Consider the following 18,618-nt stretch of genomic DNA (forward strand, 5'->3'; position numbering starts at 1 on the left):
CGGCGCCGGCGCTGCGGCGTTAAGCTGCGCTGGACACGCAACGGCAGGATGGGATCATGCAGTCAGTGGATGTGGTGGTGGTGGGCGCCGGCCCGACCGGGCTGTGCTTCGCGCGCGCGCTGGCCGATACCGGCCTGAGCGTCACCCTGGTCGAACAGCAGCCGCGTGCCGCGTTGGCGCAGGCCGCCTTCGACGGCCGTGAGATCGCGCTGACCCATGCCTCCCGCCAGATCCTGGCATCGCTGGGTCTGTGGGCGCAGCTGGATCCCGCCGAGATTTCCCCGTTGCGCGATGCCAAGGTGATGGATGGCGGCTCGCCGTTCGCGCTGACCTTCGCCGCGCACCAGCGCACCGGGGACGACCTCGGCTGGCTGGTGCCCAACCATCTGATCCGTCGCGCCGCCTGGCAGAGCGTGCAGGGCCAGGCCGGTCTGGAAATCCTGGACCAGGCCAGCGTCACGGCCGTGAGCCCGGGCCCGGCCCACAGCGTGGTGACCCTGGCCGATGGCCGCCAGCTGGCCGCGCGGCTGGTGGTCGCTGCCGACAGCCGCTTCTCCTCCACCCGCCGCCTGCTGGGGATTGGCGCGCAGCTGCGTGATTTCGGCAAATCCATGCTGGTCTGCCGCATGCAGATCGAGGTGCCGCACCAGCACACCGCCTGGGAGTGGTTCGGGTATGGGCGCACGATGGCCCTGCTGCCCCTCAATGGCGACCAGGCCTCGGCCGTCATCACGCTGCCGCCCCGTCAGATCGCGGCCTTGATGGGCCAGGATGAGGCCGACTTCGGCCGCAGCATCAGTGGCTTTTTCGAGCATCGGCTGGGCGCGATGCGGCCGGTGGCCACGCCGGTGGCGTATCCCCTCGTGGGGGTGTATGCCAACGCGTTCGCCGGCGATCGCTGTGCGTTGATCGGCGATGCCGCCGTCGGCATGCATCCGGTCACCGCGCATGGCTTCAATCTGGGGTTGCAGAGCCAGCATCGACTGGCCGGGCTCCTGCGCAAGGCCGCAGGGCAGGGACGCGACATCGCCGCACCCGCCGGGCTGGCCGCTTACGAGCGTGGGCACCGGCTGGCCTCGCGGCCGCTTTACGAGGCGACCAATGCGATCGCTTCGCTGTACACCGATGACCGCCTGCCGGCGCGGCTGCTGCGCCGGGCCGGACTGCGGCTGGCGCACGGGGTGGCCCCGTTCCGCCAGCTGATCACCGCCCATCTGACCCAGCGCGATACACTGCGCTGAGTCCGGCCGGGAAGATCAGGGCGCGTCGCTGTCGGCGATCACGTGAATGACCGTGTCGGCGAACTGTACCTGCTGGCCCGCGCGGATCTTGCATGCCTTGCGCAGTTCCACTTCACCATCGACCAGTACCTGGCCGTCGCCGATCACGGTCTTGGCCTCGCCGCCGCTGGTGACCAGGTCGGCCAGCTTGAGCAGCTGCTTGAGCTCGACGTAGTCGCGGTCCAGTTCAAATTCGAGGGTCTGCATGGAGCGGGTATCCTGGGAAGAGGCGCGGACGTGGGGCCGGGCCGGGAAAGGGCGCGTATTGTGCGCCAGCCGGCGGCGCAACGGCATCCATCCGGGAATCTGTATACGTTGTTCAGGAACGATGCGGTATCATCGCCCCCTGAGTGAGTGAATTCTCCTCCGACCGAGCAGCGCCAGGGCACGCGATAAGAAAGGGCGCCCAAAGCGCGGACCATCCCCCTTTTTTATCTCACTGCCCTCTAGAACGGCGGTGTTTCGGAGTTTCCCATGTCCCAAGAATCCCCCGCGCCGCTGCTGTTTGCAGATCTCGGCCTGTCCGACGCTGTGATGCAGGCCGTCGCCACCGTCGGTTACGAAACCCCTTCGCCGATCCAGGCCGCCACCATTCCGGCGATGCTGGAAGGCCGTGACGTGCTCGGCCAGGCCCAGACCGGTACCGGCAAGACCGCCGCCTTCGCGCTGCCGGTGCTGTCCAACCTCGATTTCAACCAGACCAAGCCGCAGGTGCTGGTGCTGGCGCCCACCCGCGAACTGGCCATCCAGGTCGCCGAGGCGTTCCAGACCTATTCCTCCGGCATCCCCGGCTTCCGCGTCCTGCCGGTGTACGGCGGCCAGCCCTATGGCCAGCAGTTGTCGGCCCTGCGTCGTGGCGTGCACGTCATCGTCGGCACCCCGGGCCGCGTGATCGATCACCTCGAGCGCGGCACCCTGGATCTGTCCGAGCTGAAGACGCTGGTGCTCGACGAAGCCGACGAAATGCTGCGCATGGGCTTCATCGACGACGTCGAAGCCGTGCTGAAGAAGCTGCCGGAGACCCGCCAGGTCGCCCTGTTCTCGGCCACCATGCCGTCGCAGATCCGCCGCATCGCGCAGACCTACCTGAAGAACCCGGCCGAAGTCACCATCGTCAGCAAGACGACGACCTCGGCCAACATCCGCCAGCGTTACTGGTGGGTGAGCGGCATGCACAAGCTGGACGCGCTGACCCGTATCCTGGAAGTGGAACCGTTCGACGCGATGATCATCTTCTCGCGTACCAAGGCAGCCACTGAAGAGTTGGCCGAGAAGCTGCAGGCGCGCGGCCTGGCCGCGGCCGCCATCAACGGCGACATGCAGCAGGCCCAGCGCGAGCGCACCATCGGCATGCTCAAGGAAGGCAAGCTGGACATCCTGGTCGCCACCGACGTGGCCGCCCGTGGTCTGGACGTGGAGCGCATCAGCCACGTGCTGAACTACGACATCCCGTACGACACCGAAAGCTATGTGCACCGCATCGGCCGTACCGGCCGTGCCGGCCGCACCGGTGACGCGATCCTGTTCGCCACCCCGCGCGAAAAGGGCATGCTGCGTGCCATCGAGCGCGCCACCCGCCAGCCCATCGAAGAGATGCAGCTGCCGAGCGTGGACGCGGTCAACGACACCCGCATCACCAAGTTCATGAGCCGCATCAGCGATGTGCTCGATGCCGGTGGCACCGAGTTCTACCGCGACCTGCTGCAGCGCCTGGAAGGCGAGAAGAACGTGCCGGCGATCGAGATCGCCGCCGCGCTGGCCAAGCTGTTGCAGGGCGATTCGCCGTTCCTGCTGACCCCGCCGGTCCGTGGTGCCCGTGAAGAGCGTGCCCCGCATCAGCGCAACGAGCGCAGCAACGACCGTGGCGAGCGCCCGGCCCGTTTCGAGCCGCGCTTCGAGCGGGGTCCGCGCCGTGAAGACGACCGTGGCCCGCGCCCGCCGCGTCCGGAAGGCGACTTCGGCAACAGCGAAGGCGGCGCCGAGCGCGCCCCGCGCCGTGACATCGCCCCGCGCGGTGCCGCCGAGCCGGGCATGGAAACCTTCCGCATCGAAGTGGGCCACGTCCACGGCGTGAAGCCGGGCAACATCGTCGGCGCGATCGCCAACGAAGCTGGCCTGGAAAGCCGTTTCATCGGCCGCATCGACATCCATGACGACTTCTCGGTGCTGGACCTGCCGGCCGAAATGCCGCAGGACCTGCTGACCCACCTGAAGAAGGTGTGGGTCTCGGGCCAGCAGCTTCAGATGCGCAAGGTCGAGCCGGGTGAAGACCTGACCCCGTCCGCGCGTCCGCCGTTCAAGCCGAAGTTCGGCCAGGGCAAGCCGCGTGGTCCGGGCGGTCCGGGTGGCCCGCGCAGCGGCCCGGGCGGCAACGACCGCCCGCCGCGTCGTGACGGCTTCAAGCCGCGCGGTCCGCGCAACTTCTGATCGCCCCGGGGTGATCAACGCGACGCCAGCCTCCGGGCTGGCGTCGTCGTATCCGGCCTCCGCGTCCCGGTCCGCCGGTTTCGCACCGTCTCAACAGTGCTGGCCCTAGCCTGCGGATTGGACCATGCTCCAATGGAATGAGTTTCCACATCCGCAGCCCCGGGGGGATCGGCGATGTCTGGAGGTCGCAGGGAGAGTGGCGGCACCGCGATACCGTATTCGATGCGGGGGCTGACCCTGCGCTTTGTGTTGTTGACCGGCATGGCCATCGGCCTGGTCGGGATTTCCGCGGTGATCCAGGAGCTGCAGGCCGCCTCGACGGCATGGATCATGGGCCAGAGCCACTGGTCGCGCGGCCAGCAGCAGGCCACTCACGCGCTGTCGCGGTACATCGCCTCGGGTGATGCCGTTGACCTGGGCGCGACCCGGCAGGCGCTGCGGGTGCCACTGGGCGACCTCACCGCCCGCCGTGCCCTCGAGCAGGCCGACCCGGACATCGCCGCAGCACGCCAGGGCTTCATTGAAGGCGGCAACGCCCGTGGCGACATCAACCGTTTGATTCTCTCGTATCGCTACCTGCGCGATCAGCCGTATTTCCGCGATGCGGTACGCCTGTGGCGCGACACCGATGACGATCTGCTGCAACTGGTGGCCATCACCGACCGGGTCCAGGCCGGGCATGCCGCCGGCACACTGACACCGGCGGTGCAGCAGGCCCTGCTGCGCCGGGTGCAGGCGCTGGATGTGGGCATGCAGAACCAGGCGCGTGCGTTCTCCAGCGCGTTGCTGCACACCGCGGCGATGGTGCGCATGACGACCTTCATCGTCGGTGGCCTGTCGGTGCTGGCGATCACCCTGGTCGCGGTGCTGCTGGCGCGCCGCGTGCGCAACGACCTGACCGAACAGGAGAGCCGCTTCCGCGCCGCGTTCTACCAGGCCACGGTGGGCATGCTCAAGCTGGATGAGGACGGCGGCATCATGGAGGCCAACCAGGCCATGGCCGATATCCTGGGCCAGCGCCGCGAGGCCCTGCTCAGTCTGTCGCTGGCCGATCTGCTGGTGGAGGGCGAGCTGATCCTGGACGAGCGCGGCCGGATCGACTGGCCGCGCCAGTTGCGCCCGGGCGAGCTGCGCTTCCTGCGCGCTGACGGCAGCCTGATGTGGGGGCGCTGGAGCGGTACCGTGGTGCACACCCGGGCGCGGGCGCCGGCGGTGTTCGCGCTGGTGGAAGATGTTTCGCAGAACCATGCCCTGGCACGCGAGGTGGAGCACCACGCCAGTCACGACCCGCTGACCGGGCTGATCAACCGCCGCGAGATCGAGCGGCTGCTCGAACAGGCGCTGGTGGCGGTACGGGCCGAGGGCGGCACCCACTCGCTGTGCTACATCGATCTGGACTACTTCAAGCTGGTCAACGACGGGCTCGGCCACGCTGCCGGCGATCAGCTGCTGCGCAGCTTCGCCGATTACCTGGTGGGGGCGGTGCGTGATGGCGACTGGGTCGGCCGCCTGGGGGGCGACGAGTTCGCCTTGTTCCTGGCCAATGCCGGGCAGGATGAAGCCAAGCAGGTGCTGCAGCGGGTGGTGCGCACGCTTGGCCAGGTCAGCATCCAGCAGGGCGACGGCGCACCCCGGGTGAGCTGCAGCATCGGGGTGGTTGAGATCAGCCCGGATGCGCCGGATGTGAACTGGTTGATGAGCGCCGCCGATAGTGCCTGCTACGCGGCCAAGGAGGCCGGCCGCAACCGGGTGCACTGCTACAACGAGAGCCGCATGGCACTGGATGAACGGCGGCGCGAAGCGGAGCGGTTGGCCAATGTCTCCAGCGCGATGGCCGAGAACCGCATGCTGTTGTATGCACAGCGCATCGAGCGGGTCGGCGATCCGGAGTTCCTGCATTACGAAGTGCTGGTGCGCATGCGCAGCCCGGAAGGCGCGCTGCAGGGGCCGGCCGAGTTCATGGGCGCGGTGGAGCGATACGGCATGGGCATGGCACTGGACCGGCATGTGCTGTCCCTGCTGTTCCGGCACCTGCAGGTGTGCCCGAGCCATGTGCAGCAGCTGGGCCTGTGCAACGTCAACGTGTCCGCGCAGTCGATCGCCGAGCCGAGCTTCCTGGCCTTCGTCACCGATCTGCTCGAACGCAACCGCGGCCTGGCGCGCAAGCTGTGCTTTGAAATCACCGAGACCGCGGCGGTCAGCAACCTGGATCAGGCACGCGCCTTCATCGACGCGGTGAAAGCGCGTGGCTGCCGCATGGCGCTGGACGATTTCGGCTCGGGGCTGTCCTCGTTCGGCTACCTGCGGCAACTGCCGGCGGACATGCTCAAGATCGACGGCGTATTCGTGCGCGACATGAACCTGGATCCGGTCAACCGTGCCGCCGTGCGGGCGATCACCGAGGTCGGCCGCGAGCTGCACATGATGGTGGTGGCCGAATGGGTGGAATCGGCGGTGGTCGCCGATCAGCTGGCCCAGATGGGCGTGGAGGGCCTGCAGGGGTATGCGATCGAACGGCCGATTCCGCTGGAGCGGATGACCCAGCTGGCGATACGGCCGGTGGGCGCGGGCCGGCCCTCCGAGGCCTGGCGGGGCGTGCCATGATGCGATAATCGCCGCCGACGGTTGCGGACACGGTGTGCGCGGACGAACACGGGCGGGCAGGGCGCAGGTGTGAGCAACGGGGGCGGGTATTCAATCGGGTGGATGGCGCTTGCGCTGGTGCTGCTGTGGCTGTTGCCCTGGAGCCTGCAGGCCGCGCCGCGCGTGGGGCAGGACTTCCTGTTGCTGGGTGGGGCCACCGATGAGGTGACACCGCAGCGCGCCTGTACGCCGGATGTGCTGGCACGCCACCAGGAAGTGCTGTCGATTCCGGCGCCGGCCGCCGGCTGGTCGGGCAAGCCCCAGGCCGTGGATGTGTTCGGCGTGCTCACCGGCGAGGTCCGCATCAGCCACGGCGACCGCGAGATCTGCGGCAGCATGCACGATGCGCGGACCCGTGATTCGCGCTTCCGTGCGGGGGTCGGGCTGGTGGTGGTGCCCGAGGCCGGCGATCACGAACCGATCGTGGTGTCCTGGACCCGCCCGCTGAAGGACCGCTGGGTGCCGACCATCCAGCTCGGCGCCCCCAGCCCGGTGCAGCAGAACGACACCGCCCGGCTGCTGATGCGCGCGGCGTGCATCGCGGTGGCGATCGCCCTGGCGCTGTCGGCGCTGATGGGCTGGGCCACCACCCGCGACCGCTCGTTCCTGGTGTATGTGGGTGCCTGTCTGGTGTTCGTGCTCTGGCAGGCGGTCCTTGGTGGGCTGAGTGGCTATCCCGAGCCGTGGTTGCCGGTGCAGGACCGTGCCTCCTGGTGGCTGATCGCACTCACTGCGTTCAGCCAGGCGCTGCTGCTGCCGATCCTGTGGCGGCTCAATGGCGGCGACCGGCGGTGGCCACGCTCGCGCCCGGCGCAGCACCTCGTGCTCTGGGGGCTGATCGCGCTCGGCCTGAGTGTGCCGCTGTGGGGGCTGACCGGGCTGGGCATCGTGGCGCTCGTACTGGAGTGGAGTTTCCTGGGGGCCTGCACGCTGTGCCTCGGCGCAGGCCTGTGGGGGCTGTGGCAGCGCGATGCGCATGCACTGCCGGGGCTGGCCGCGCTGGCCCCCTGGTGGATCATGATCGGGGCCGATGCGCTGGATGCGCAGTGGCTGGTGGCCTATCGGATCGAAGCGTTGCAGCTGTCGGCGACCTGGTTCCTGATGATGGCCGCCTATGCCCTGAACCTGCGGCTGGGCCGGCTGCGCCGCCAGCGCGATGAAATGCGCCAGCTCGCCGATACCGACATGCTGACCGGCCTGCCCAATCGCCGCGCCGGCCTGCGCCTGCTCGCCGAATACCTGGAACGGGCGCGCCAGGAACCGCACGCACTGGCGATCGGCTTCCTGGATATCGATCTGTTCAAGGACATCAACGATCAGTTCGGCCACGACGTCGGCGATCAGGTGCTGGTCGCGGTGGCGCGCGCGCTGCGCGGTTCGGTGCGCAATCACGACGATGTGATCCGGATGGGCGGTGAAGAATTCCTGGTGCTGCTGCCCGGCGCCGGCCATGCCGCCGCGGTGGCGCGGCTGGAGACGGTGCGCCAGCAGGTGGCGGCCGTCACCCAGGCACTTGGCATTGCCGGCCTGACGGTCTCGGCCAGCATCGGCCTGGCCGTGCTCAAGCCGGGCAGCGACGACCTGGCCGGGCTGCTGCGCCGGGCCGACCACGCCATGTATTGCGCCAAGCGCAACGGTCGCAACCAGATCCATGACGGCGAGCGCACCACGACCGCCGGCGATCCGCTGCCGGCCTGAACCGCCGGCACGCGGAAAAACGCAGCAGCGACCGCCTTTTGCCCGATAATGGGCCGATGACAACCCGACTCAACAAGCATATCGCCGACACCGGCTTCTGTTCCCGGCGCGAAGCCGACCGCCTGATCGGCGAACGCCGCGTCACCGTCAATGGCCATCCGGCCGGTACCGGTGCGGTGGTGGGCGAACAGGACGTGGTGCTGGTCGACGGCCAGCCGCTGCGCGCGCGCGAAGCGAAGAAGGCCGGCGGCCGCAAGCATGTCTATATCGCGCTGAACAAGCCGGTGGGCATCACCTGCACCACCGAAAGTTCGGTCAAGGGCAACATCGTGGAGTTCGTCGGCCACGAACAGCGCATCTTCCCGATCGGCCGCCTGGACAAGGATTCCGAAGGCCTGATCCTGCTGACCAGCAACGGCAACATCGTCAACCAGATCCTGCGCGCCGAGAACGGGCACCAGAAGGAATACATGGTGGCGGTCAACAAGGCCGTCACCGACGAGTTCCTGCGTGGCATGGCCCGCGGCGTGCGCATCCGCGATGAGGTCACGCTGCCGTGCCGGACCAGCAAGCTGGCCAAGTTCGGGTTCCGGATCACGCTGCAGCAGGGCTTGAACCGGCAGATCCGCCTGATGGCGGCCGCGTTCGGCTTCCGGGTCACCCAGCTGCGCCGCGTGCGCATCGACAACATCAAACTCGGTGCGCTCAAGCCGGGGCAGTGGCGCAATCTCACCGATGCCGAGCTCAACGGCCTGCTGCCCAAACAGCTGGACTGGTGATGCTGTGCGTCACGCCGTGACGCCGTACCCGGGCTAGACTGATCCGGCACACGCCACCGCCTGCCACGATGATCAAGCCGTCCAAGCCGGACAACGAAGCACAGCGCCTGCTGGCGCTGCAGCGGTATCAGATCCTGGATACGCCGCGCGAGCGGTCCTTTGATGATCTGGTCACGATCGCCACCGCGCTGTGCGGCACCCACATGGGCGCGGTGACCCTGGTCGACCAGGACCGCCAGTGGTTCAAGGCGCGGCAGCTGCTGGACGCACCCGAAACCACCCGGGACATCTCCTTCTGCGGTCACGCCATCCTGCAGCCGGACCAGGTGATGGTGGTCGAGGATGCGCGAACCGACCCACGCTTTGTCGACAACCCGATCGTGGTCGATGAGCCGCATATCCGTTTTTATGCGGGCGCGCCGCTGCTGAGCAGTGACGGCCTGCCCTTGGGCACGCTGTGCGTGTTCGATGCCGCCCCCGGGCAGCTCAGCCCCGGCCAGCGCGATGCCCTGTCGGCGCTGTCGCGGCAGGTTTCGCTGGTGATGGAGCTGCGCCGGTACGCGCATGAAATACAGCAGCACATGACCGATCGCGCCTGGTACGAGCAGCGTCTGGCCGAGTACAACGAACTGCTGGAACAGCAGAACGCCGATCTGGCCGAACAGAGCCGCACCGATCCGCTCACCGGCCTGCCCAACCGCCGCGCGATGAGCACCGCGCTGGAGGCGGCGGTGGTGGATGCCGAGGGTCACCCGCGCGCGACCGCGGTGGCGCTGCTCGACATCGACCACTTCAAGACCGTCAACGATCTGTACGGTCATGCCACCGGCGATCACGTGCTGGCCGAACTGGCCCGCCTGCTGCGCGCGCATTTCGCCGGGCATGGCCTGGCCGCGCGCTATGGCGGCGAAGAGTTCGTGGTGCTGATGCCCGACACGCCGTTGGCCACGGCAGAGCTGCAGTGCGATTTCCTGCGCATGGCGGTAGCCGATCTGCCGCTGGGCCTGCCGTTGACGATCAGCATCGGGGTGGCCGCGCACCGTCCCGGTGATGCTATCGAGCAGACCCTGGCCCGCGCCGATGCGGCGCTGTACCGGGCAAAGGGCGAGGGGCGCAACCGGGTCATCCGCGCCGACTGATGTGCACGGGTCGTATCCGCGGCAGGGACCGGGTGTTGGCGGGTACGCCCGCTCAATCGGCGATGTTGCGTGCCTCGGACGTCGCCATCAGTTCCGGGTGCTGCACCTTCCGGCGGCGGTTGAGCAGCGGGTGCAGGAACACCGCCCCGACGATGATCGCCACGCCGGCATAGAACAGCGGGGTCAGCTCCCGTTGCTCGCTGAGCAGCACCATCGCCAGCAGGATGGCGTAGACCGGCTCAAGATTGGTCACCAGCTGCGACGTGTAGGCGCTGATGTGGCGCAGCGCGACCAGCGCGAGCGCGAACGGCAGCAGCGTGCACAGCCCGGCCAGGGTCAACAGCAGCAGGCCGTCGTGCAGGTCCGGGATCACCCACAGGTCGCTGGCCAGGGCGGGCAGCAGGAAGGGCAGTACCGGCGCCAGCAGGGTCAGGGTGAGCGTGCCCGCACCGAGTTCCAGCGCGGTCACGGTGAGCGGGTCGGCATGGCTGACCAGGCGCTTGTTGAGTGAGCCGAAGATCGCCACCAGCAGCGCCGACAGCGCGCCGATCAGCACGCCCAGGCGCATGCCATCGGGCACGCCGCCCACCACCAGCGCGACGCCCGGCAGGACCAGGATCCCGAAGGCCAGCTCACGGAACTGGAAGGGGCGCTTGGCCACCCAGGGCTCGATCACCGCGGTGAACACCGGCGCCAGCGCGATGCAGGTGGCCGCCACCGAGGCATTGGCCAGCTTGACCGCGCCATAGAACGTGAGCCAGTGCAGCGCGACCAGCGCGCCCACACCGCAGTAGCCGGCCACCAGCCGCGGCGACAGCTGGCGCAGCCCGCGCCACACGCGCGGCACCAGGGCCAGCATCGCCACCACCAGCAACATGCGCCACCACACCAGCGGTAGCGCGGGCAGGGTGATCAGCTTGCCAAGGATGGCGGTGACGCCCCACAGCAGCACACAGAAATGGATTTGCAGCAGGGCTCTGCGGGTATCGGTCATCGGCATCCGCCTATTGTGCGACACGCCGCGCCGCGAAGGATGCTTTCCACGCGATCCAGCGCGGGGTCGTGGCATTCTGCAGCGATGACACGCCTGCCTATCGCCCCTGTCCCCGCCGGACTGCCCCGCACCCTTCGCACCTTGGCCGGCCTCACTGCGGTGATCGCCGTGGCGGCACTGCTGCTGCAGTACACGTTGCTGCTCGACACACCGGGCCTGGGTGCTGCGGACGCGACGCTGCGCTACCTGGGCTACTTCACCATCCTGAGCAACATCGGCGTTGCCGCCGTCTGCCTGGCACTGGCCCGCGGCCGCCGTGACGGGCTGGCCGGCCCGGTCCCACGCGCGGCGGTGGCGCTGTTCATCGGCATCACCGGGTTGATCTACGTGACCCTCCTGGCTCCGTTGTGGGACCCGCAGGGCGCACAGTGGTGGGCCGATACGGGTCTGCATTACGCGGTGCCGGTGCTGTATCTGCTTGGCTGGCTGGCCGGGCCGCATGGCGGCCTGCATAGGCGTGGGTTGCTCAGCGCACTGGCGTTCCCGACGGTCTACCTCGGCTGGGCCCTGCTGGTCGGGCGGCTCAGTGGGCAGTACCCGTATCCCTTCCTGGACCTGCGCGCGCTGGGCATCGCGCTGGTCGCGCGCAATGCGCTGTCCGTGGGGGTGGTATTCGTCGTGTGCGGTGCGCTGCTGTGGTGGCTGGATGGAGCCTTGGCCGCGCGCCGCCGGAACCGGTAGCGCATCAGCTGCCGCCGAGCAGCTCCAGCTGATCGCGCAGCGCCATCGCCGCGCCGGGATTGCGCTGTTTGGCCGCACCGATGAACAGCACATATACCTCGCGCGGTGGCTGCGCGGGGAGTTCGGCAGCCAGGTGGGGCAGGTCCGGATTGTCTTCGCCGCGGGCCCAGCGCATCGCACGCAGGCACCACTGTTCCAGCGCCCGTGCCGGGTAGCCGGCACGCAGGTTCGCGCGTGAGTGCATCAATCGCGCATAGATGAAGTCGGCGGTGGGGTCGGCGAAACTGGGGTGCTCATCCGAGCCACTGAACACCAGCGCGGCACCGTGCGCACGGGCAGCGGTCAGCAGCGCCGGCGTCCACGCCGCGGGGTTGCGCACCTCCAGTGCGTGCTGCAGGCGGTGGCCGTCGACCTTGCGTGGCAGCATGCCCAGGAACCGATCGAATTCGGCCGCACCGGCGGGATGGCTGTCGCCGAACTGCCAGATCAGTGGCCCCAGCCGGTCCTCCAGAACGCGGATGCCCTCGATGAAACGTTCGGCACGTTCGCCCACCGTGGTCAGGTCATGGGTCTGGGTGATCGTGCGTGGCGCCTTGGCCGAGAAACGGAAGCCCTCGGGCGTCTGCGCGCGCCACTGGGCATAGATGGCCGGCTTCTGCGCGCGGTAGAACGTGCTGTTGATCTCGATGCAGCCCAACTGCTGGCTGGCGTAGGCCAGTTCTTCGCGCTGCGGCAATCCAGCCGGATAGAACGTGCCGCCGCGCCACGCCGGGAAGACCCAGCCACCGATACCCGTGCGGATGGAGCCGGCCGCAGCGCTCATGCGCCGTCCGGGTCGACCCATGGGTCGTAGCTGCCGAACCACCACAGGTAGCCTTCCAGATCGCGGCAGGCATAGCCGCGGCCGCCATAGGGCTGGTCGGCGATGTCCATGACGATCTGCGCGCCGGCGGCAACGGCGCGCGCATGATGCGCATCCGGATCGGCGACGATCACGCAGGCGCTCTGGGTCTGGCGACCGCCGACCTCGTCCGGGTGGACGCTGTAGCGGCCCCACTCACTGTCGTTGTCGACCGAGCCGAGCATGATCATGCCGTGGCCGTAGACCAGCTGGGCGTGGTGAACGGTATCGCCATCGGCGTAGACCGCCTGTTTCTGGAAGCCGAACGCGCGCTGCAGCCAGGCAATGGCGGCGTGCGCATCGCGGTAGCGCAGGCAGGGAATGACGGTGGCGATGGTCTCGGCGGGCGCGGTCATGGCGGGCCTCCTTCTGGCACAGGCGAGCCTGATCCGGGCCGCGTTACCATCGTGCGAAACCGGGGCATCGGCACCCTCGACGCCCCCGCCACACGCAACCGGAGACACTGCTTGAATACATCCTGGATCGGAGGCGCCGTGCTGCTGGCATGCGCACCCTTGGCATCGGCCGCCGTGCCGGCCGAACTGCAGCGGCTGGACGCCACCATCGAACGCGCCCGCAGCGAGTTCGACATCCCCGGCATCGCCGTGGCGGTGGTCAAGGATGGCAAGGTGGTGATGGAGCGCGGCTACGGGGTGCGCGAGCTGGGCAAGCCGGACCCGGTGCAGGCCGATACGCTGTTTGCGATCGCCTCCAATACCAAGGCGTTCACCGCCACCTCGCTGAATCTGCTGGCCGAGCAGGGCAAGCTGAAGATGGACGATCGCGTGATCGATCATCTGCCCGGCTTCCGCATGTCCGATCCGTACGTGACCGGCGAAATGCGCATCCGCGATCTGCTGTCGCACCGCAGTGGCCTGAGCCTGGGCGCGGGCGACCTGCTGTTCTGGCCGACCACCTCCTACAGCAACAAAGAGGTGGTGCAGCGGCTGGGCAAGGTGCCGTTGAAGGCGGGCTTCCGTGATCGCTATGCCTACGACAACATTCTCTACGCGGTCGCCCAGCAGGTGATCGAACAGGTGTCCGGGCAGACCTATGCGGACTTCCTGCAGCAGCACATCTTCACCCCGGTGGGCATGCAAGGCACCCGCTACAACGCCGATCATCTGCAGCCCGGCGACAACGCTGCAGTGGGGCACGCCAAGTATGATTTCAGCCAGCTGCGCACCGTCGCGCCGCTGACCTGGTCCAACAACGCCGGCGCCGGCGGCATCTATTCCAGCGTGCACGACATGGCGCGCTGGATGAACGTGCAGCTGGCCCAGGGCACGCTGGAGAACGGGAAGCCGCTGTTCACCGCCAAGGCCCAGCAGGCGATGTGGCAGATGATCACCCCGCAGGTGGTGCCTGAGCCGAGCGTGCCGCAGCTGGCGGCGGCACGGCCGAACTTCGCCGGCTATGGCGAGGGCTGGAGCCTGAGCGATTACCGGGGCCAGAAGCTGGTCTGGCACACCGGCGGCTGGCCCGGGATGGTCTCGCGCGTGACCCTGGTGCCGGCGCAGAAGCTGGGCATCGTGGTGTTGACCAACCAGGAAGTGGGCGCGGCCTTCAACGCGATCACGATGGAAGCGCTGGATGCCTATCTGCAGGCACCGGCCACCGACTGGGTCGCCGCCTATGCGGCCGCCGTGGCCAAGTCGCAGGAGAAGGCGGACGAGGGCTGGGCCAAGCACCTGGCCGCACGCGATGCGACATCCAAGCCGTCGCTGCCGCTGGCACGCTATGCAGGCGGCTACCGCGACGCGTGGTACGGCGACGTATTCGTTGGGCAGCAGGGCGGCAAACTGCGCCTGCGCTTTGGCAAGACCGCGCAGTTGATCGGCACGCTGGAACATTGGCAGCACGATACCTTCCTGGTGCGCTGGGACGACCGGTCACTCAACGCCGATGCGTTCGTGAATTTCAGTCTCGATCCGGACGGCAAGGTCCGCGAGGTCCGCATGCAGGCGGCATCTTCGCTGACCGATTTCAGCTTCGATTTCCAGGACCTGCTGCTGACGCCGATCGCGCCGGAGGCCAAGGGCTGAACCCCGTCGCCGGCGTGTGAGGGAGGTGAGAGTAAAACAGCAGGCCGCGGTGGGATAATCGCGGCCTGTTTTGTTTTCGGTGCACTGCGATGTTCCGCTGGTTCGAATCGCTGATTCCGGTTTTCCCGCCGATCGATGCGCGCATGCCACCGCGCAAGGTGGTGCCGTTCTATATCCACTATCTACGCCCGGTGTGGCCGGTGCTGCTGGCCACGCTGATCGCCGGCCTGCTGTTGGCGCTGGTCGAAGTGGCGATGTTCGATTTCCTTGGCCGCATCGTGGACATGGTCGCCGAGCAGCCCGGCAGCGATTTCTTCGCCCGGCATGCGAATACATTGATGTGGATGGCCGGCATCACCCTGATCGCGCGGCCGCTGCTGGTCTCGCTGCACAGCCTGCTGGTGAACCAGGCGATCGTACCGGGCCTGAGCAACCGCTCGCGCTGGTTGATGCACAACTATGTGGTGCGGCAGAGCCTGAGCTTCTTCCAGAACGATTTCGCCGGCAGCATGGCCAACCGGGTGATGCAGACCGGCACCTCGCTGCGCGAATCGGCCGTGCAGATGGTCGATTCGCTCTGGTACATCATCGTCTACACCGGTACTGCGCTGTACCTGTTCGCGCAGGCGGACTGGCGGCTGATGATCCCGCTGGGGCTGTGGATGGCCGGGTACGCGGTGATCATGTGGTACTTCGTGCCGCGGGCGAAAGAGCGTGCGTGGATCGCCTCCGAAGCGCGCTCCAAAGCGATGGGCCGCATCGTGGATGGTTACACCAACGTGCCCACGCTGAAGCTGTTCGCCCATGGCGGGCGCGAGCAGGCCTACGTGGCCGAGGCGATCGACGAACTGGCCACCAAGCACCGCGGCCAGACCCGGGTCACCACCGGGCTGGAAGTCACCATCGCCATCGTCAACGGCTTCCTGATCGTGGGCACCTGCGGCCTGGCGCTGTGGTTGTGGAACGGCGGCCACATCAGCGTCGGTGCGATCACCCTGGCCACCGGCCTGGTGATCCGCATCCACAACATGTCCGGCTGGATCATGTGGACGATCAACGGCATCTTCGAAGATATCGGCACGGTGCAGGACGGCATCACCACCATCTCCCAGCCGCTGACGGTGCAGGACCGCGCCGATGCCGTGCCGTTGGTGGTCAGCCAGGGCGGCGTGCATTTCGATCACATCCATTTCCATTACGGCAAACGCGGAGGCGTGATCGCCGGCTTGGACCTGCAGGTGAAGCCCGGTGAGAAGATCGGTCTGGTGGGTCCCTCGGGTGCCGGCAAGTCGACCCTGGTCAATGTGCTGCTGCGGCTGTACGACCTGGAAAGCGGGCAGATCCGCATCGATGGGCAGGACATCGCCGGGGTCACCCAGGAAAGCCTGCGCCGGCAGATCGGCGTGGTCACCCAGGACACCTCGCTGCTGCACCGCTCGATCCGCGACAACCTGCTGTACGGGCGTCCGGATGCAACTGAGGAGCAGCTGCATGCCGCGGTGGCCAAGGCACGCGCCTCGGCCTTCATCGATACGCTGGTCGATGGGGAAGGGCGCCGTGGTTACGACGCGCATGTCGGCGAGCGCGGGGTAAAGCTGTCCGGTGGCCAGCGCCAGCGCATCGCGATCGCGCGGGTGCTGCTCAAGGACGCTCCGATCCTGGTACTGGACGAGGCAACCTCTGCACTGGATTCGGAAGTGGAAGCGGCGATCCAGGACAACCTGGATGAATTGATGACCGGCAAGACGGTGATCGCGATCGCGCACCGCTTGTCCACGATCGCGCGCATGGACCGGCTGGTGGTGATGGATCAGGGCCGCATCGTGGAAACCGGCACGCACGCCGAGCTGATCACGGCCGGCGGGTTGTATGCGCGGCTGTGGGCACGGCAGACCGGGGGCTTCGTGGCTGCCGACGCGTAAGTCGCGTCATGCCCGTCCCGCAGAAAAGAAACGGCCCGGGTCACCCCGGGCCGTTTGCCTGTCTGACGAGGAACGAGGCAGTGCTTACTCGATCGGCTGGTCCAGCATCAGCTGGCGCGCGAAGCGCACCGGCGGGGCGCCGTAGGACAGCATCTGGTCGTGGTAGGCCTTCAGGTTGAACTTGGCCCCCTGCTTGTCCTGCACGGCCTTGCGGGTATCGAAGTGTTCCTGCGCGCCGACGAAGTAGGTCGGCAGCTGCGCGGAGGTCAGCTGCGCACGTACCCACTTGCCCGAGGCTTCGCTTTCCTGCTGGAAGGCGTCGTGGGTCATCAGGTGCATCGCCTGCTCACGCGTCCAGTTGTCCACGTGCACGCCCTGGTCCAGGATCGCGTTGGAGATGGTGCGCAGGTAGAACTTCAGCTGCACCAGGTGGAACAGCGGATCGTTGTCCAGATAACCCTGCTCCTGCATCATCCGCTCGGTGTAGACCGCCCAGCCTTCGGCGAACAGGCCCGAACGCAGCACCGCGCGCAGCGTGGAGGGGAACTTGCCCGAGTGCCAGCCTTCCAGGTAATGGCCCGGAGTGCCTTCGTGGATGCTCAGCAGGTGGATCATGCGGCTGTTGTATTCGCGCAGGAACGAATCGACCTGCTTGTCCGTCCAGTCGTCCGGAATCGGCGAGACCGCATAGAAGGTCTTCAGGTTCTTGTCGAGCGGGCCCGGCGAATCGCAGTAGGCCACGGCCACGCCACGCTGGAATTCCGGCATCAGGATGATGTCGACCGGCGAATCGGGCAGGGTCATCAGGTCATGCTTGCGCACGAATTCGGTGGACTGCTCCAGCGCGGCCTTGGCGTCTTCAACGACCTTGTCGCGTGCCGGCTTGTCGGCATAGGCCAGCTCCAGCGCGGCTTCGATCGCGGCCTGCTGCTGCTCGTCGCTCGGGTTGGCCGGCAGCGCCGGGGCGCCGGGCTTGTCCTTGAGCACGGTCTGCGCGATGCCATACATGTCCTGGCGCACTCGCTTGAGCTCGGCACGCGCGCGCTCGCCGATCTCGGCGCGCGAGAGCGAGGAGTTCAGCGCGAACTTCAGCTTCTGGTCGTACAGCTCCGCACCGATGCGGAAGTCACCCTTGGCGTTGGGCACCAGGGTCTTGTCCAGCCAGGTCTGCTGTTCGTCGACGGCCTTCTTCAGGCCCTCGATCGCAGCCTGCAGGCGCTTCTGGTCTTCGGCCGGCAACTCACCGATGTGCGGGGTGATGAAGGTATCGACGATGCTCAGGATGCCGCGGTTCTGCTTGGCCACGGTTTCGGCATGGATCTTCGGCACGCGGGCCGGGTCCAGGTTCTCGCGGGCCTGGGCGAAGATCTGCGGCAGCTTCTCCATGCGCGCGGTCGCCGATTTCAGGCGGTCGGGGAGCGGGGCGAACTCACGCGCCATCAGGCCGTAGAGCGCGCTGCCGGCCATGCCGTTGTACATCTGCGGGTCCCACTTGGGCGACTGCAGCACTTCCGCAGTCCAGACCTCGGACTGCAGCTGGTTGCGCAGGATCGCCGCGTCCACCTGGTTCTCGCGCGAGAGCTTGCTGACGTCGATCTTGTCCAGATCGCCCAGCAGTGCCTTGTACGCGGTGAGCACCTTCTGCTGGCCGGCCGCGCTCAGGTCGTCGATCTCGCTGTCGTAGCGGTGGTCGCCGATCTGCGTGGCGCTGATCGGGGAGAGCTGCATCCAGGTGTCCAGGGCGCGCTTGGACAGGTCGGCGAAGGCCGCATCGACTGCGGCATCGCCAGCCGGGGTGGCCGCTTCGGTGCCGGTGGTGGGCGTCGGGGAGTCGGCCTGCTGGCAGCCACCAAGGGCGGCGATCAGGGCGAGGGCAAGCAGATGCTGGCGCATCGGTGTTCCTGTACTGGGGACAATCCCCGAGCATAGGGCCGATGGCCCCCGTTGTCCCCGTGCCATTGGATTACCATGCGCCGTGAAGATCGCCGTATTGACTGGAGTTGCACTGTGACTGGATGGACAGGACGGGCCCGCGCCGGGCTGGCAGGG

At 67.7% G+C, this 18,618-nt stretch carries 14 protein-coding genes; 9 read left to right on the forward strand and 5 right to left on the reverse strand.

Going from position 1 to position 18,618, the window contains the following annotated elements:
• Window positions 1–56: 56 nt before the first annotated feature.
• Window positions 57–1,241, forward strand: a complete 1,185-nt coding sequence (ubiM, locus tag BCL79_RS11845) for a 5-demethoxyubiquinol-8 5-hydroxylase UbiM (protein ID WP_121041419.1) — start codon at window positions 57–59, stop codon at window positions 1,239–1,241.
• A 15-nt stretch (window positions 1,242–1,256) separates the two neighbouring features.
• Here ubiM and BCL79_RS11850 read toward each other — a convergent pair whose 3' ends face one another.
• Window positions 1,257–1,487: an RNA-binding S4 domain-containing protein gene (locus BCL79_RS11850; protein ID WP_019184435.1), complete on the reverse strand. Its 231-nt coding sequence runs from the start codon at window positions 1,485–1,487 to the stop codon at window positions 1,257–1,259.
• Between the two features lie 267 nt (window positions 1,488–1,754).
• Here BCL79_RS11850 and BCL79_RS11855 point away from each other — a divergent pair, with 267 nt between their 5' ends.
• The 5 genes from BCL79_RS11855 to BCL79_RS11875 all read left to right on the forward strand — a co-directional run bounded on the left by BCL79_RS11855 (window position 1,755) and on the right by BCL79_RS11875 (window position 9,966).
• Window positions 1,755–3,707, forward strand: a complete 1,953-nt coding sequence (locus BCL79_RS11855; RefSeq protein ID WP_121041421.1) for a DEAD/DEAH box helicase — start codon at window positions 1,755–1,757, stop codon at window positions 3,705–3,707.
• 174 nt (window positions 3,708–3,881) lie between these two features.
• Window positions 3,882–6,311 (forward strand): putative bifunctional diguanylate cyclase/phosphodiesterase, encoded by a 2,430-nt coding sequence (locus BCL79_RS11860; RefSeq protein WP_121041423.1) that lies wholly within the window; start codon window positions 3,882–3,884, stop codon window positions 6,309–6,311.
• Window positions 6,312–6,413: 102 nt separating this feature from the next.
• A complete protein-coding gene (locus tag BCL79_RS11865; protein ID WP_121041425.1) occupies window positions 6,414–8,048 on the forward strand; it encodes a sensor domain-containing diguanylate cyclase in 1,635 nt (544 codons plus the stop codon).
• A 56-nt stretch (window positions 8,049–8,104) separates the two neighbouring features.
• Window positions 8,105–8,827 carry a pseudouridine synthase gene (locus BCL79_RS11870; protein ID WP_121041427.1) on the forward strand — a complete coding sequence of 241 codons (723 nt, stop codon included), beginning with the start codon at window positions 8,105–8,107 and terminating at the stop codon, window positions 8,825–8,827.
• Between the two features lie 68 nt (window positions 8,828–8,895).
• Window positions 8,896–9,966 (forward strand): GGDEF domain-containing protein, encoded by a 1,071-nt coding sequence (locus tag BCL79_RS11875; RefSeq protein WP_121041429.1) that lies wholly within the window; start codon window positions 8,896–8,898, stop codon window positions 9,964–9,966.
• A 52-nt stretch (window positions 9,967–10,018) separates the two neighbouring features.
• On the opposite strand, the gene BCL79_RS11880 is transcribed toward BCL79_RS11875, so the two are convergent.
• The gene (locus BCL79_RS11880) at window positions 10,019–10,966 is read right to left on the reverse strand and encodes a DMT family transporter (protein ID WP_121041431.1); all 948 of its coding nucleotides are present in this window, start codon (window positions 10,964–10,966) and stop codon (window positions 10,019–10,021) included.
• A 78-nt stretch (window positions 10,967–11,044) separates the two neighbouring features.
• On the opposite strand from BCL79_RS11880, the gene BCL79_RS11885 reads away from it, so the two are divergent.
• Window positions 11,045–11,701, forward strand: a complete 657-nt coding sequence (locus BCL79_RS11885; RefSeq protein ID WP_121041433.1) for a Pr6Pr family membrane protein — start codon at window positions 11,045–11,047, stop codon at window positions 11,699–11,701.
• Between the two features lie 4 nt (window positions 11,702–11,705).
• Here the strand turns inward: BCL79_RS11885 and BCL79_RS11890 are convergent, their stop codons facing one another.
• Complete coding sequence (locus tag BCL79_RS11890) at window positions 11,706–12,524, reverse strand: DUF72 domain-containing protein (protein ID WP_121041435.1); 819 nt, start codon at window positions 12,522–12,524, stop codon at window positions 11,706–11,708.
• Window positions 12,521–12,958, reverse strand: coding sequence for a VOC family protein (locus BCL79_RS11895; RefSeq protein ID WP_121041437.1), 438 nt, complete (start codon window positions 12,956–12,958; stop codon window positions 12,521–12,523). The genes BCL79_RS11890 and BCL79_RS11895 overlap by 4 nt, the downstream gene beginning before the upstream one ends.
• A gap of 111 nt (window positions 12,959–13,069) precedes the next feature.
• On the opposite strand from BCL79_RS11895, the gene BCL79_RS11900 reads away from it, so the two are divergent.
• Both BCL79_RS11900 and smrA read left to right on the forward strand, forming a co-directional pair.
• Complete coding sequence (locus BCL79_RS11900; protein ID WP_121041439.1) at window positions 13,070–14,647, forward strand: serine hydrolase; 1,578 nt, start codon at window positions 13,070–13,072, stop codon at window positions 14,645–14,647.
• 89 nt (window positions 14,648–14,736) lie between these two features.
• A complete protein-coding gene (gene smrA / locus BCL79_RS11905) occupies window positions 14,737–16,569 on the forward strand; it encodes a multidrug efflux ABC transporter SmrA (RefSeq protein ID WP_121041442.1) in 1,833 nt (610 codons plus the stop codon).
• A gap of 84 nt (window positions 16,570–16,653) precedes the next feature.
• On the opposite strand, the gene BCL79_RS11910 is transcribed toward smrA, so the two are convergent.
• Entirely contained in the window at window positions 16,654–18,462 is a 1,809-nt protein-coding gene (locus BCL79_RS11910; RefSeq protein ID WP_121041444.1) for a DUF885 domain-containing protein, read from the reverse strand.
• Between the last annotated feature and the right edge of the window lie 156 nt (window positions 18,463–18,618).

Source organism: Stenotrophomonas rhizophila, from assembly GCF_003651185.1.
Taxonomy (GTDB): Bacteria; Pseudomonadota; Gammaproteobacteria; order Xanthomonadales; family Xanthomonadaceae; genus Stenotrophomonas; species Stenotrophomonas maltophilia_Z.

Bases quoted from the DNA above. Each gene is read 5' to 3' on its own strand.
- ubiM (WP_121041419.1), top strand. From the start codon at position 57: ATGCAGTCAGTGGATGTGGTGGTGGTGGGCGCCGGCCCGACCGGGCTG.
- BCL79_RS11850 (WP_019184435.1), bottom strand. From the start codon at position 1,487: ATGCAGACCCTCGAATTTGAACTGGACCGCGACTACGTCGAGCTCAAG.
- BCL79_RS11855 (WP_121041421.1), top strand. From the start codon at position 1,755: ATGTCCCAAGAATCCCCCGCGCCGCTGCTGTTTGCAGATCTCGGCCTG.
- BCL79_RS11860 (WP_121041423.1), top strand. From the start codon at position 3,882: ATGTCTGGAGGTCGCAGGGAGAGTGGCGGCACCGCGATACCGTATTCG.
- BCL79_RS11865 (WP_121041425.1), top strand. From the start codon at position 6,414: ATGGCGCTTGCGCTGGTGCTGCTGTGGCTGTTGCCCTGGAGCCTGCAG.
- BCL79_RS11870 (WP_121041427.1), top strand. From the start codon at position 8,105: ATGACAACCCGACTCAACAAGCATATCGCCGACACCGGCTTCTGTTCC.
- BCL79_RS11875 (WP_121041429.1), top strand. From the start codon at position 8,896: ATGATCAAGCCGTCCAAGCCGGACAACGAAGCACAGCGCCTGCTGGCG.
- BCL79_RS11880 (WP_121041431.1), bottom strand. From the start codon at position 10,966: ATGCCGATGACCGATACCCGCAGAGCCCTGCTGCAAATCCATTTCTGT.
- BCL79_RS11885 (WP_121041433.1), top strand. From the start codon at position 11,045: ATGACACGCCTGCCTATCGCCCCTGTCCCCGCCGGACTGCCCCGCACC.
- BCL79_RS11890 (WP_121041435.1), bottom strand. From the start codon at position 12,524: ATGAGCGCTGCGGCCGGCTCCATCCGCACGGGTATCGGTGGCTGGGTC.
- BCL79_RS11895 (WP_121041437.1), bottom strand. From the start codon at position 12,958: ATGACCGCGCCCGCCGAGACCATCGCCACCGTCATTCCCTGCCTGCGC.
- smrA (WP_121041442.1), top strand. From the start codon at position 14,737: ATGTTCCGCTGGTTCGAATCGCTGATTCCGGTTTTCCCGCCGATCGAT.
- BCL79_RS11910 (WP_121041444.1), bottom strand. From the start codon at position 18,462: ATGCGCCAGCATCTGCTTGCCCTCGCCCTGATCGCCGCCCTTGGTGGC.